We start from the raw sequence: 13,955 nt of genomic DNA, 5'->3' as shown, positions 1-13,955 counted from the left end.
TGCTTAAGCTAGTTCTAAAGCAATCTCTATCATTTCTTTAAAAGTAGTCTCTCTTTCTTTACTTGTCGTTTTTTCTCCAGTGACTAAAGAGTCAGAAATGGTAAGAATGGTAAGGGCATTCACATTATGCTTTGCAGCAACCGTGTATAAACCTGCAGTTTCCATTTCTACGCAAAGCACACCAAATTTGCTCCACTTTTTATACGATTCAAAATCGTCTGCATAAAATTCGTCACTTGTAAAAACGTTACCAGCTTTAATGGCAATTTTTTTCGTCTTTGCGGCATCTACAGCTTTTTGAAAAAGTTCAAAACTCGCAGTAGGAGCATAGTCGGCACCGCCAAAACGTAGTTCATTTACACCAGAATTAGAAGAAGCTGCCATTGCTAAAACTACATCTCTTATTTTAATATGTTCTTGATACGAACCAGAACTACCAACACGAATAAGATTTTTAACACCAAACTGCGTAATGAGTTCATGTGCATAAATAGAAATACTTGGTACTCCCATTCCTGTTCCCATTACAGAAACACGTTTGCCTTGATACGTTCCTGTATAGCCTAACATTCCTCGTACTTCATTAAAACAAACAGGGTTTTCAAAAAAAGTTTCAGCAATCCATTTTGCTCGTAAAGGATCTCCTGGTAATAAAATAGTTTCTGCAATATCGCCTTTGTTGGCTCCAATATGTATGCTCATTTGTCGTTGTTTTTTTTTGATTAGTAATTGTTTTCTTCGGAAGTATTTCCAGTTACAATTGCAATTCCGTTAGAGGTGCCAATTCTTTCTACACCAAGATTGATATATGTCAAAGCAGTTTCTGTATCTCTAATTCCGCCGGAAGCTTTTATTTTAGTGTTACCATTAGCAATGGCAGATTTCATTAGTTTTATGGCGTTAATGGTAGCTCCTCCGGTTCCAAATCCTGTAGAAGTTTTAATATAATCTGCTCCAGCATGAATAGCTAGCTCACTAGCCTTAATGATTTCTAGATCTTCTAAATAACAGGTTTCTAATATTACTTTTAAAGTATGATCTGGCATTACTTTTTTTACGGATTTTATGTCTTGCGCAACCGCTTCAAAATCTTTGCTTTTTAAAAAACCAACATTTAATACCATGTCAATTTCATCTGCTCCATCTTTTAAGGCTTGTTTGGTTTCTTCCACTTTTGCTTTAGTGCTCATGGCTCCTAAAGGGAAACCTATAACACTGCAAACTTTTACATCCGAGTTTTTTAGTGCTTCTTTCACTAAAGGAACGTAACAAGAATTTACACAAACCGAAAAGAAATCGTGTTCTAAGGCTTCTTTACAAACTTGAATAATATCTTCTTTAGTTGCTGTAGCTTTTAAAAGCGTATGATCTATATATTTGTTTAATTTCATTTAAGTAAGAATTGACTATAAAATTACTTCATTTTTTTTGAAAAATGAAGCGAGTTTAGAAGTAATATTGTTTTGTCAAAAAGAAAAAAAAAGAAAACTTCAACCTATGACTTTTGTCATCTTTTAAGGTTTATTTCACTATTAATTTTGTTTAAAATTTAAACCCAATTAATTATGAAAAAAATATTTATTACAGCTTTAATAGCATGTTTCGCTTTTATTTCTACTAACGCACAAGAGAGTACTACAGAAGATACCAGTTTTACAAAATTTCAACTTCGAGTGAGAGCTTTGGCTGTAGTGGCTAATGAATCTGCTACTATAGATGCCATTGGAGGAGATGTGAAAATAAAAAATGATTATGTTCCAGAATTAGATTTAACGTATTTCTTTACTAAAAACATTGCAGCAGAATTAATTTTAGCAACAACGCAACACGATGTGAAAGCAATATCTACAGCTGCTGGAGATATTCCTTTAGGCGATGTTAGATTATTACCTCCAACTTTAACGGTGCAGTATCACTTTGATAGTGAAATGGTACATCCTTATGTTGGAGCAGGAGTTAATTATACCTTATTTTACGATGAAAATTCTGGACCTGTAGCAGATAAAGTGGAATATGATAATGCATTTGGTTTTGCTTTTCAATTAGGATTTGATTTTGATATAACAGACAAATGGTTTGTTAATTTAGATGCTAAATATTTATTGCTAAACACAGATGTGACTGTCGATGCTACTACAGCATTAGGAGCTAAAGTTGGTGCAGATGTAGATATTAACCCTTTTATTGCAGGTGTTGGTATTGGTTATAGACTATTTTAACACTAATGATTTATTATAAAAGGTTGCTATATGCGGCCTTTTTTTTGTTTAAAAATTAAATATATGAAAGGACTTGCATATATTTAAGCCTAAATGATAGTATATAATTATGCAAGATATAAATGCCGTTAAAGAATACGATTTAATTTGTGTTGGAGGAGGAATCATGAGCGCAACGTTAGCGCTGATTTCTAAAATTTTAAAACCAGACCTTAAAATTTTAATAGTGGAACGATTAGATGCTGTTGCTCAGGAAAGTTCTGCAGCATGGAATAATGCAGGGACAGGGCATTCTGCACTTTGCGAATTGAATTATTGTCCCGAAAAGGAAGATGGTTCTGTAGTTATAGAAAAAGCAGTAAAAATTTGCGAACAGTTTGAGACATCAAAACAATTTTGGAGTTATTTAGCAGAAGAAGGTTTGCTAGAAAATCCGGAGGAATTTATTTCTCCTGTTCCACATCATAGTTGGGTTTTAGGAAAAGAAAATGCCGATTATTTAGAGAAGCGTTTTCATAGTATGAAAGATCATTTTATGTTTAATACTATCGAGTTTACTCGCGATAAAAGTAAAATGGCTAATTGGTTTCCTTTAATAATGCACGATAGAAAGGAAGACGAAATCATGGCTGCTTCTCGAATCGATAGAGGAACAGAAGTGAATTATGGAGCACTTACAAAAGCACTTTTTAAAATTCTAGAAACGAAATACAACACACCTGTACATTGTAATATGGAAGTGCAGGATGTTGACCCTAGTGCAGATATTGATTGGACTGTTGCAATGAAAAACCTAGAGACAGATGAAAAACACAATCTAGAATCTAAGCATGTTTTTATTGGAGCAGGAGGAGGAAGCTTACTATTATTACAAAAAGTAGAAATTGATGAAAAAGAAGGTTATGGCGGTTTCCCAATAAGTGGCGAATGGTTAGTTTGTAAAAATGAGGAAATTATAAAACAGCACAATGCTAAAGTATATAGTAAAGCAGGAATTGGAGATCCGCCAATGTCTACACCACATTTAGATACAAGATATATTGATGGTAAACGCGAATTGCTTTTTGGACCTTTTGCTGGTTTTAGTCCGAAGTTTTTAAAGGAAGGTTCTAATCTCGATTTATTTAAATCGGTGCAATTGGATAATATTTCACCTTTATTAGGTGCTTTTTGGCATAATTTACCTTTGACCAAATATTTAATTGAGCAAGTAACTTCTTCTCATGAAGATAGAATGAAAGAATTACGAAAATTTGTTAAAGATGCTAAAAGTGAAGATTGGGAAATTCTAGTTGCAGGACAACGTGTTCAAATTATTAAAAAGGATGAGTACGAAGGAGGCGTTCTTCAATTTGGTACAGAAGTAGTAAGTAGTAAAGACGGAAGCATTACTTGTTTGTTAGGCGCTTCACCTGGAGCATCCACAGCAACTTCAGTAATGTTGGAGGTTTTAGAAAAAGCATTTCCTGAAATTTTAAATAGCAAAGAAGGAAAAGAATTAATCCATAAAATAGTTCCTTTGTGGAAGAAAGAGGTGGATGCGGAAACTTTTCAGCAACAGCTGGAAAAATCTAAAAATTCGTTGAAGCTATAAATTAAATAATAGGCTATAGAAGAAATGTATTTAGGTTTTGTAAGCTGTGTTTCTGAAACTTTAAACCACGTATAAACCCTTGTTTTTGAGTAATTATGAGGTAGAGGAAATGCTATTTTGTTAAATTGATTTATCTTGCTAATGCTAATAATCAATTTAATTTATATTATGAAAAAACAAAATACTTATTTTTTGATGCTATGCATTGCGCTTAGCCCAACTTTATTTGCACAACAAGACGACCCAGGTAGTAGTTTTGCTCCTGTAGATACCAGTGTACAAGTGATTGCCGAAGATTTAGTGGTTCAAGGTAGTTTGGCAATTGGTTTTGATGTTACTTCAGCAGAAAGTTTTGGTTTTGATACCTTTAGGTTAAAAGAAAATAATCTAAGAATCCATTTTGATGATACGTCAGCTAGTGCCAGTTTCCCTGGTAATGATTGGAGAATTTCAATTAATGATACGGGTAATGGAGGTCTTAATTATTTTGCAATAGATGATGCTACGGCAGGAACAAATCCTTTTCGTGTTTTAGCAGGAGCAGGAAATAATGCATTATATATAGGGGCAGCTGGTAATGTTGGTTTAGGAACTGCAGCTCCAGTAGTAGAGTTACACGTTACAGATGGAGATACGCCAACTATGCGTTTAGAGCAAGATGGTGCTAATGGCTGGACTCCTCAAATTTGGGATGTTGCAGGTAATGAAACCAATTTTTTTGTAAGAGATGTTACGAATGGAAGTTTACTTCCTTTTAGAATACAGCCACAGGCAGCAACCAATTCTCTATATATTGCCTCTACTGGTAATGTTAGTTTGGGGGATGCTTCACCTTCAGAAAAATTAGAGGTAAATGGTAATGCAGCAATTACTGGTAATACGTTTATTGCTGGTCAAGCAGGGATTGCAACGATTACTCCAGATGCAAATGCGTCTTTAGATTTAGCTGCAACCGACAAAGCTTTATTATTAAATCGTTTAACAACAGCGAGTAGAACTGCTTTAGGAGCAACTGCTGTTGCAGGAATGTTGGTGTATGATACCGATGAAAATAAGACCTATTACTTTGATGGAACGGATTGGGTAGATCCTTCTAGTGACAATCAAAATTTAGCTTCTGCATCTTTAGCAGATACAACCTTAACTATCGCTATTGAAGGAGGAACTTCAGTAGATGTAGATTTAGCACCAATTTTAGTGCCTTTACAAACAGCAATTACAGATTTAGAAGATGTAAATACTGCACAACAAGCGCAAATTGATGCTTTAATGTCTCGTTTAGATATTATTGAAGCTTGTGCTTGTGGAGGAACACTAAGTATTGAAAATCCTGATGGTCCTTTAGGTGAAAGTGAGAATATTAGATTAAATCAAAATATTCCTAATCCATTTACAGGGAATACAACTATAGATTATTATATACCAACTAAATATAGTTCTGCTAACATTCAAGTAGTTTCTGCTTTAGGTCAAGTGGTTTATGATATTCCTATTAACCAATTTGGTGATGGTTCTGTTACCTTAAGTAAAAACAATATGCAATCTGCTGTTTATTTTTATACCCTTTATGTGGATGGAAAGAAAATAGCCTCTAAGCGTTTGGTAGTAAACTAATACGTATTGCATAGGTTACAAAAAAAAACAGCGCTCGTCTTTTAAAAAGATTCGCGCTGTTTTTCAACTAACTAACCAACTTAATATGAAAACGTATAAACTTTTAACTTATTTTACGTTAACAATACTTTATGATTTACTCGATATAGAACTGTTTTTTCTATAAAGAATATATCATTTTATGCTTCTTCAGTAACCAAATTATTTTGGTTTCTAAAAACTAGTTCTCCATCAAAAGCATCTAAGAGAATAATACTATCTGTACTTACAGTTCCTCCTAATATTTCCTTACTTAATTCGTTTAATACTTCTTTCTGAATTACTCGTTTTACTGGTCTTGCTCCATATTCTGGATTATACCCTTTTTCTGCTAAATAATTTATTGCTTCTTGTGTAGCATCAAAAGTGATGCCTTGTTGTGCAATCATTTTTGTGATACCTTTTAACTGTAAACCTACAATTTGTACAATGTTTTCTTTGCTTAAAGGTGTAAACATAATAGTGTCATCTATTCTGTTTAAAAACTCTGGTCTTACGGTTTGTTTTAATAAAGCTAAAACATCCACTTTTGCAGCTTCAATTGCAGAATTAACATCCTTGGTTGCTTCAAAACGCTCTTGAATTATCTGACTTCCCATGTTGGAGGTCATAATAATTATGGTGTTTTTAAAATCGGCAACACGACCTTTGTTATCTGTTAACCTTCCTTCATCTAATACTTGTAATAAAATATTGAAGGTATCTGGATGCGCTTTTTCAATTTCGTCTAAAAGCACCACTGAATATGGTTTTCTTCGTACCGCTTCTGTAAGTTGTCCGCCTTCATCATAACCAACATATCCTGGAGGTGCACCAACAAGTCTGCTTACTGCATGACGTTCTTGGTATTCACTCATATCTATTCTAGTCATCGCACTTTCATCATCAAAAAGGTATTCCGCTAATGCTTTTGCTAATTCTGTTTTACCAACTCCTGTTGTTCCAAGGAATAAAAAGGTTCCTATTGGTTTTTGCGGATTTTGTAAACCAGCTCTAGAGCGTCGTACAGCATCACTTACAGCAACAATTGCTTCTTCTTGACCAACCACACGTTTGTGTAATTCATCTTCCAGTTTTAAAAGTTTTTCACGATCGCTTTGAAGCATTTTTGTTACAGGAATTCCTGTCCATTTTGCTACAACATCTGCAATATCTTCATAGGTAACTTCTTCTTTAATTAAAGAGCTTTCACTTTGATTTTCTTGCAATTCTTTTTGCAATTTCTCCAACTGCTCTTGTGCATCCTTAATTTTTCCGTAACGTATTTCTGCTACTTTACCATAGTCGCCATCACGTTCTGCACGTTCTGCTTCCAGCTTAAACTCTTCAATATTAGATTTCGCTGTTTGAATGTTATCTACAACGTCTTTTTCGGTTTTCCATTGCGCATAAATCTCGTTACGATCTTCTTTTAAATTTGCTAAGTCCGCACGTAATGCCTTTAATTTCGTTTCGTCTTTTTCACGTTTAATCGCTTCAATTTCGATTTCTAATTGCATGATTTTACGATCTAAAACATCTAACTCTTCTGGTTTAGAATTTATTTCCATACGTAATTTAGAAGCAGCTTCATCCATTAAATCAATGGCTTTGTCTGGTAAATAACGATTGGTAATATATCTTTCAGAAAGCTCTACTGCACCAATAATCGCTTCATCTTTAATACGCACTTTATGGTGTGTTTCATACTTTTCTTTTATTCCTCTTAAAATAGAAATAGCACTTTCTGTATCTGGTTCATTAACCATTACTTTTTGAAAACGACGCTCTAAAGCTTTGTCTTTTTCAAAGTATTTTTGGTATTCGTCTAAAGTGGTTGCTCCAATAGCACGAAGCTCACCACGAGCTAATGCAGGTTTTAAAATGTTTGCTGCATCCATTGCTCCTTGACCACCTCCAGCGCCAACTAGTGTGTGAATCTCATCAATAAAAAGAACAATGTTTCCGTCACTTTCTGTAACTTCTTTTATAACTGCTTTTAGTCTTTCTTCAAATTCCCCTTTAAATTTTGCACCAGCAATTAATGCTCCCATATCTAGAGCAAAAATTTGTTTGTCAATTAAGTTTTCAGGAATATCACCATCTACAATTCGATGTGCTAAACCTTCTGCAATTGCTGTTTTACCAGTTCCTGGTTCTCCAACTAAAATGGGGTTGTTTTTGGTTCTACGAGATAAAATTTGAAGTATTCTTCGTATTTCTTCATCACGACCAATTACTGGATCTAATTTTCCATCTCTGGCTAATTGATTTAAGTTTTTAGCGTATTTATTTAAAGAGTTGTAGGTTTCTTCCTGACTTTGTGATGTCACGCGGTCTCCTTTTCGTAATTCATCTATAGCTGCTTGTAATCCTTTTTCGGTAACACTTTGGTCTTTTAAAACTTGGGCGATTTTACTTTTAGATTTAAAAATAGCAAGTATTAAATGTTCTATGGAAACATAATCATCGTTCATTTTCTTCGCAATAATAGATGCTTCATTTAGCATTTTTCCTGCTTCTCGTGATGCCATAATATCTCCTCCTGAAACTTTAGGGAAGCTTTCTAGCTCCTTATCTAAAATTTGTTGGAGCATTGGGACATTTACATTCAGTTTCTTTAATATAAAAGGTAAAACATTTTCGTCTACTTCAAAAATAGCTTTGAAAATGTGTTCATTCTCGATTTGTTGGTGACCATAACCTTGCGCAATTTGTTGCGCTTGTTGTATGGCTTCTTGTGATTTTATTGTATAATTGTTGAAGTTCATAGTTATGTTGTGTTTTATAGTTTATTATAAGATGTACGTCTTTTAGTTTTCTTTATTCTGAGTAGTATAAGTCAACAATCTTACCAGTTTTATTCGTAAGACAAAATGACTGTTTTTATCAGAATCAGGATGACGTTTTGTCTGTTTCTGTAATTGCGTTTACTTATAGTAAAGTTTTCGAAAATATTTCGACATAAAGAATGATTAATATCATTAAATGGATATTAAAGTATTTAATTTAAAATTAATTCCGTTTTATAGGAATAAAAATAGCGTCTATGTTTAAAAAAATATTCGGTTCATCAAAACCAAAAGAAGAAAAAGTATTGCCTTGGATTCCTTTAAATGATATGCAACAGTTGCAATTTATGGAAGAAAAATCTAAAACAAAAACACAAGTTATATTTAAACATTCTACGCGTTGTGGGATTAGCCGAATGGTAATGAATCAATTTGTTGCTATGTATAATTTAACCGAAAAAGATTTAGATTTATACTATTTAGATTTACTAAACTACAGAGAAATCTCTAATGAGGTTGGTGTTAAATTCATGGTCATGCATGAGTCTCCGCAATTAATTGTAATTAAAAATGGTAACGTTGTAAATTATGCTTCTCATGGAGGAATTAATGATATAGATTTAAGTAAATTTGTGTAAAACGTTAAGTATGAAAAATGTATTACTATTGTCTGCTGTAGTTTTGTTTCTTTTAGGATGTGACCAGCAAGAAAAAAAAGATGCTTTACCATCTAATAATTGGGAGTCCATAAAGTGGAATAAACCTCTTAGTGATTCCTTAGAAAGAGGTGCTACCTATTTATCTGTCTATTCCCAAGTGTATAGTACTACAGAGCATAAAACACATGATTTAACAGCAACGGTTAGTATTAGAAACATTAATAAGCGAGATACCATTTTTGTTCAAAACGCGAAATACTATGATACTAAAGGCGATTTAATTAGAACGTATTTTGAAGCGCCTATTTTTGTAAAACCTATGCAAGCTATTGAGATCGTTATTGCTGAAAAAGACAAATCAGGAGGAACTGGTGCCAATTTTGTTTTTGATTGGTTAGTACCAGATAATGCACAAGAACCTTATTTTGAAGCTGTAATGATTACCACTTACGGACAACAAGGTTTATCTTTTACAACACAAGGTATTCCTATTAATGATTAGTTTTTTTTATTAGAACGTTTCTATTAATTTAGTACTACATAGCCAAAACTACACAATGCAATTGCGATTAGAGATAAGGCGAATTTACTATTCTTTTTTAAGTCTTTAAACGAAATAAGTAAAGCAATAGCCATCACTATCATACAGCCCACAAAGTTTAACCATAAAAACGGAAGGTTTATCATTTCGTATTGGTTTAACATGAACAGTGCAATTACAAGTACTTGTGTAATTAAAGCAGCTACAAAAACAGCATTTGCTTTTACAGACTTAAAGAAAAAGGCTAATAGGAATATCCCTAAAACATTTCCATAAAAAATGGAACCTATAATATTTACTAGCTGAATTAAATTTTCGGCAAGATTGGCTACACAGGCTACACCAATAGCAATAATTCCCCAAGCTAATGTAAATAACCTAGAAGTTTTAACCATTTCTTTTTCGGTCTTTTCGCTGGTGTTACGTTTGTATAAATCTATAGTTGTTGTACTTGCTAATGCATTCAATTCACTAGATGTACTAGACATTGCTGCACTTAAAATTACGGCCAATAATAGACCGATTAAACCTCTTGGTAAGTTGTTTAATATAAAGTGAATAAATACATAATCTTTATCGTTGCTTTCTACTTTTACTTGTTGCGCTTCTCCAGCTTTATCGATTAAAAGTTTGGCTTCGTTTCTAATATCATCACTTGCTTCATTGGCTAAGTTAATGTAGCTTTTTAATTGTTCGCTTTCCGAATCTGTATACTTATTGATTAAAGTTTGCTTGTCGTTAAATATTTTTTCTTGTTCTAGCTGAAGGGATTTATACTCGGCTGCATATTCCGAATTTAAAACTAACTCTGTTGCTGTAGGATTAAAATTCATTGGCGCAGGATTGAATTGATAAAACACAAACACCATGACACCTACTAGCAAAATGAAGAATTGCATTGGCACTTTTAATAATCCATTAAATATTAACCCAAGTTGCATTTCCCTCAGTGATTTTCCTGACAAATAACGTTGCACCTGACTTTGGTCTGTACCAAAATACGAAAGCATTAAAAAGGTTCCGCCAATAATTCCAGACCAGAATGTATAGCGATTATTTAAGTTGAAAGAAAAATCTAAGACCTCCATTTTTCCGCTAGCTCCAGCAATATGTAGAGCTTTAGAAAAGTTGATATCAGCAGGAAGCTTATTGATTATTAAAATAAAAGCAATTACCATCCCTGTGAAAATCACTACCATTTGATGCTTTTGTGTCACGTTTACTGCACGCGTTCCTCCTGAAACGGTGTAAATAATTACGAGAACTCCAATGATGATGTTTAGTAATAATAAATTCCAACCCAATACCGCAGATAGTATAATTGCAGGCGCAAAAATGGTAATTCCTGCTGCTAAACCACGTTGTATTAAAAATAAAATAGCTGTTAATGTTCTCGTTTTTAAATCGAATCTGGTTTCTAGAAACTCATAAGCAGTATAGACTTTCAGTTTGTGATAAAGTGGAATAAAAACCATGCAAATTACCACCATGGCTATTGGTAATCCAAAATAGAATTGCACAAAACCCATTCCGTCATTAAAAGCTTGACCAGGAGTAGAAAGAAAGGTAATTGCACTGGCTTGTGTTGCCATTACCGATAAACCAATAGTCCACCATTTAGAAGAATTTCCTCCTCTTAAATAATCTTGAACGTTTTTACTTCCACGTGTTTGCCATGTTCCATAACCAACAATTAGTAATAAGGTGCTAATAAGTACAATCCAATCTAATGTTTGCATAATTTATAGTGCTTTGGTTATAAAGTAAAATGCAATGATATAGACTGCGTTGGCTACAAGTACTAAGGTGTACATGTTATTCCATTTGTATTTTGGTTGGTTCATTGTAGTCGGTTTTAAAGATGATGTGTAATTGAACTTGTCGAATTTTCACTTATTTGCATAAGAAGGCTACGATAAGCTCTGGCTGACAGTTTAGTTTTTTATTGCGTTTTCAGTATTCATATTTTCTTTCCCAATACTTAACATATTAGCAAAAAGTCGATATGCGCCAGAAACTCCAGCAGGAAACTCTCTAAAGAAACTTAATCCTGTGTATATATAATATCCTTTGCCATGTTTTGCGACTAGTAAACTTCCTTTTTTTGCAGATTCTCCTTTGTCATGCATCGATAGAATAGGAGTGAACTCTTTAGACCATTTGTTTGGAAAATATAAACCGCGTTCTTGCGTCCAGCCTTCAAAATCTTTTTCCGTTATTTTATTCGGAAAATTAAGTAACTTATGATTTGGTTCTAGTAAGGTTACTTTGGCATTTTCGTCGGTTACACGATCTCGAGAAAGCGCTAAAGAATACGGAGCAATTTCCTCTGTTTTTAATCTATGGTTGGTGTTGTATTGCACAATCATGTTTCCGCCATTAGCGACAAAATCAAACAAAGCTTGTTGTTTAAATTTTAAAGTTTCTACCGTGTTGTATGCTCTAATACCAACAACTACAGCATCAAACCTACTTAATGTTTCAGCATTAATGTCTTCTGGATTAATAGTAACTACGTTATAACCAATTTGCTGTAAGCTTTCTGGAACCACATCTCCAGCACCTTCAATATATGCAATGTTTTCTCCTCTTTTCTGAATGTCTAAACGTACTACTTTGCTTTCGCTTGGTAATAAAACCGTTTGAAATGGAATATGATCGTAGTCTATTTCTATAAGCTCTTTGGTGTATGTGTTTTCTCCAACATGTACCATCGGCGTTATTAATCCTTCGCTTTGATTTTTAGGAGGAATAACTGTAAATATTAATGTTTGTTCTTGACCTTTATAGGCTATGGATATTTTTTGCTTTTCCGGAAAAACACTCCAATCTTTTGGATGTGCAATTTCTACATAACCTTCTAGGTTATCTTTTCCTGCTTTAATAATTACAGGGATTTCTTTTTGCTTGTCATTTTCAAAAATGATTACTTTTTCTGCAATTTTTGCGGAAGCTTCAGATATGATTTCAAACGGTTTGTATACTTCTCCTTTTACTGGGTCGTTGGTTTTGTATATAATAGGTTTTGTAAAACTAATAGCAATATTGTTTATGCTTAAACCAAAAGTAACATTAAAATAACGAGGAGTTTCTGGTTTACCTATCAGACTTTTATCATCTACTTGATACATGCCAAGTGTTCCTTTTTTTGTTAACCAATATGGCGTTGTTGGTTCTTGGTTAGCATTTACAGTAAAAGATTTTTTAAGTGCTACTTTTTCATTTTTAGCTAAAACTTGCGTTTCTAAAATGGAAGCGTCGTTATTAATCTGTAACGTTTTTAATTGTACATTTTCAGCAGCTCTATTAATAAGTTCTATATTTAAATTAACCATTTCGTTTGCTGTTGCATGATTGCTTTCTGCAACGGCTTCTAGGTATAATCCTGCACAATTATAGATGAGGTTTTTAATTTCTTCCGATTTAATATTCTTCCAATGGGTATCTTCTAATTTTTCAATTAATTGATATGCTTTTAATAATTCAGGGATGGAAGCAGAAGGGTTTGTAAAATCGTAATCTTTTTCTACTTGGTATAAAATGTTTCCTATTGCTGTTCCTCCTTTAACACGATTCCATGTGGTATCAATTCCTTCAAAAACATTCGATGGATCGGAAGGCATTTCGCCTTTAATCAATTCTATATATTCCATTTGGCTACCACGAGTACCTGTGTTTCCAAAACCTTGTGATTTATGCTGACTTCTACTTAGTGAAGCAATTTCGGTATTACTCAATCCGCTAGAAGCGTAGTATTCGCCAATATCAAAATGTAGGAGTTTGCTTTTATCTGCTTTGTCAAATTTTTCTTGACTTCCATAAAACCACCATGAAGTATTAAAAAACACACGTTGTGCTTGCCACAAACCAGTATCTTTTAGTTGGTTGGTGTACTTCGTATTATCATTAGTAATATCAAAAGCCTCTAAGCTCAATATGGCCGAACTGGTATGGTGACCATGCGTTTTTCCTGGTGTTCTGTGGTCAAAACGATTAATAATAACGTCTGGTTTAAATTGACGAATTGCCAAAACGACATCGCTTAACACTTCTTCTTTATTCCAAATAGCCAAAGTTTCGTCTGGGTGTTTGGAGTAGCCAAAATCGTTTGCTCTTGTAAAACGTTGTTCGCCGCCATCTATATTTCTTGCAGTAAGTAATTCTTGTGTTCTAATTACCCCAAGAAGTTCTCTTATTTCTGGACCAATAAGATTTTGTCCGCCGTCACCACGAGTTAGCGATAAGTATGCTGTTCTTGCTTTTACATGGTTTGCCATATACGAGATTAAACGTGTGTTTTCGTCATCTGGATGCGCGGCAACATATAAAACAGATCCTAAGAAATTTAGTTTTTTTATAGATTCAAAAATTTGAGAAGCATTTGGTTTTTTAGGTTGTTGTGCTAGTAAGCTGGAATTGGTGAAAAAAGAAATGAAAAAATAGAGTAGTAGCTTGCGCATGATTATAGTTGGTTTAAGAGCCAAATATAAAAAAGATACGAGCGTAAGAACGGGTTTT

At 33.6% G+C, this 13,955-nt stretch carries 10 protein-coding genes; 5 read left to right on the top strand and 5 right to left on the bottom strand.

Going from position 1 to position 13,955, the window contains the following annotated elements:
• Positions 1-3: 3 nt before the first annotated feature.
• A complete protein-coding gene (gene deoD / locus FG167_RS17155; protein WP_203459431.1) occupies positions 4-702 on the bottom strand; it encodes a purine-nucleoside phosphorylase in 699 nt (232 codons plus the stop codon).
• 20 nt (positions 703-722) lie between these two features.
• Positions 723-1,391, bottom strand: a complete 669-nt coding sequence (gene deoC, locus FG167_RS17150) for a deoxyribose-phosphate aldolase (protein WP_203459430.1) — start codon at positions 1,389-1,391, stop codon at positions 723-725.
• A 174-nt stretch (positions 1,392-1,565) separates the two neighbouring features.
• Between deoC and FG167_RS17145 the strand changes: the two genes are divergently transcribed.
• The 3 genes from FG167_RS17145 (at position 1,566) to FG167_RS17135 (ending at position 5,427) form a co-directional block, all read left to right on the top strand.
• Positions 1,566-2,219, top strand: coding sequence for an OmpW family protein (locus FG167_RS17145; protein WP_203459429.1), 654 nt, complete (start codon positions 1,566-1,568; stop codon positions 2,217-2,219).
• Between the two features lie 109 nt (positions 2,220-2,328).
• Positions 2,329-3,813 carry a malate dehydrogenase (quinone) gene (mqo, locus tag FG167_RS17140; protein WP_203459428.1) on the top strand — a complete coding sequence of 495 codons (1,485 nt, stop codon included), beginning with the start codon at positions 2,329-2,331 and terminating at the stop codon, positions 3,811-3,813.
• A 168-nt stretch (positions 3,814-3,981) separates the two neighbouring features.
• Positions 3,982-5,427, top strand: coding sequence for a T9SS type A sorting domain-containing protein (locus FG167_RS17135; RefSeq protein WP_203459427.1), 1,446 nt, complete (start codon positions 3,982-3,984; stop codon positions 5,425-5,427).
• Between the two features lie 179 nt (positions 5,428-5,606).
• On the opposite strand, the gene clpB is transcribed toward FG167_RS17135, so the two are convergent.
• A complete protein-coding gene (gene clpB / locus FG167_RS17130; protein ID WP_203459426.1) occupies positions 5,607-8,216 on the bottom strand; it encodes an ATP-dependent chaperone ClpB in 2,610 nt (869 codons plus the stop codon).
• A 278-nt stretch (positions 8,217-8,494) separates the two neighbouring features.
• Here clpB and ytxJ point away from each other — a divergent pair, with 278 nt between their 5' ends.
• Both ytxJ and FG167_RS17120 read left to right on the top strand, forming a co-directional pair.
• Positions 8,495-8,875 carry a bacillithiol system redox-active protein YtxJ gene (ytxJ, locus tag FG167_RS17125; protein ID WP_203459425.1) on the top strand — a complete coding sequence of 127 codons (381 nt, stop codon included), beginning with the start codon at positions 8,495-8,497 and terminating at the stop codon, positions 8,873-8,875.
• 10 nt (positions 8,876-8,885) lie between these two features.
• Positions 8,886-9,398: a DUF3124 domain-containing protein gene (locus tag FG167_RS17120; RefSeq protein WP_203459424.1), complete on the top strand. Its 513-nt coding sequence runs from the start codon at positions 8,886-8,888 to the stop codon at positions 9,396-9,398.
• 23 nt (positions 9,399-9,421) lie between these two features.
• Here the strand turns inward: FG167_RS17120 and FG167_RS17115 are convergent, their stop codons facing one another.
• Together FG167_RS17115 and FG167_RS17110 are read right to left on the bottom strand one after the other, a co-directional pair.
• Positions 9,422-11,176: a sodium:solute symporter gene (locus FG167_RS17115; RefSeq protein WP_203459423.1), complete on the bottom strand. Its 1,755-nt coding sequence runs from the start codon at positions 11,174-11,176 to the stop codon at positions 9,422-9,424.
• A 195-nt stretch (positions 11,177-11,371) separates the two neighbouring features.
• Positions 11,372-13,897, bottom strand: coding sequence for a PIG-L family deacetylase (locus FG167_RS17110; protein ID WP_203459422.1), 2,526 nt, complete (start codon positions 13,895-13,897; stop codon positions 11,372-11,374).
• Between the last annotated feature and the right edge of the window lie 58 nt (positions 13,898-13,955).

The organism is Lacinutrix sp. WUR7 (assembly GCF_016864015.1).
Taxonomy (GTDB): Bacteria; Bacteroidota; Bacteroidia; order Flavobacteriales; family Flavobacteriaceae; genus Oceanihabitans.
This window is presented reverse-complemented; position numbering and strand designations above follow the sequence as displayed.

Excerpts from the sequence above, each read along its gene's own strand:
- deoD (WP_203459431.1), bottom strand. The coding sequence starts at position 702 with ATGAGCATACATATTGGAGCCAACAAAGGCGATATTGCAGAAACTATT.
- deoC (WP_203459430.1), bottom strand. The coding sequence starts at position 1,391 with ATGAAATTAAACAAATATATAGATCATACGCTTTTAAAAGCTACAGCA.
- FG167_RS17145 (WP_203459429.1), top strand. The coding sequence starts at position 1,566 with ATGAAAAAAATATTTATTACAGCTTTAATAGCATGTTTCGCTTTTATT.
- mqo (WP_203459428.1), top strand. The coding sequence starts at position 2,329 with ATGCAAGATATAAATGCCGTTAAAGAATACGATTTAATTTGTGTTGGA.
- FG167_RS17135 (WP_203459427.1), top strand. The coding sequence starts at position 3,982 with ATGAAAAAACAAAATACTTATTTTTTGATGCTATGCATTGCGCTTAGC.
- clpB (WP_203459426.1), bottom strand. The coding sequence starts at position 8,216 with ATGAACTTCAACAATTATACAATAAAATCACAAGAAGCCATACAACAA.
- ytxJ (WP_203459425.1), top strand. The coding sequence starts at position 8,495 with ATGTTTAAAAAAATATTCGGTTCATCAAAACCAAAAGAAGAAAAAGTA.
- FG167_RS17120 (WP_203459424.1), top strand. The coding sequence starts at position 8,886 with ATGAAAAATGTATTACTATTGTCTGCTGTAGTTTTGTTTCTTTTAGGA.
- FG167_RS17115 (WP_203459423.1), bottom strand. The coding sequence starts at position 11,176 with ATGCAAACATTAGATTGGATTGTACTTATTAGCACCTTATTACTAATT.
- FG167_RS17110 (WP_203459422.1), bottom strand. The coding sequence starts at position 13,897 with ATGCGCAAGCTACTACTCTATTTTTTCATTTCTTTTTTCACCAATTCC.